This window comes from Pseudoalteromonas luteoviolacea H33-S (assembly GCF_001625695.1).
Taxonomy (GTDB): Bacteria; Pseudomonadota; Gammaproteobacteria; order Enterobacterales; family Alteromonadaceae; genus Pseudoalteromonas; species Pseudoalteromonas luteoviolacea_B.
The window spans coordinates 1-232 of sequence record NZ_AUXY01000047.1; the positions used below are offsets into that span (position 1 = coordinate 1).

Genomic DNA, 232 nt, shown 5'->3' on the forward strand with positions numbered 1-232 from the left:
TAAACTCCCAATAGAGCCCGAAACCACCGGCCTCTTCTGCTATATTCAGGGTCAGGTCGAACTTCGCCGTTTGCCCGCCGCTTTCCAACATCGACAAGTCTAATCCCGGTAACGACAAACTGCCCTGTTCATTGTTTTGCAGCGACAGCATCACTTGGAATAACGGGCTATGGCTTAGGCTGCGCTCAGGTTGCAAACGGTCGACGATTTGTTCAAACGGCACCTGCTGATG

Annotated in this window: 1 protein-coding gene; it reads right to left on the minus strand. The window is 52.2% G+C overall.

The genetic code is table 11. The features are described 5' to 3' along the window. Positions 1-232: condensation domain-containing protein (locus N477_RS03680; protein WP_155731790.1), on the minus strand; the 232-nt coding region annotated here is incomplete at both ends.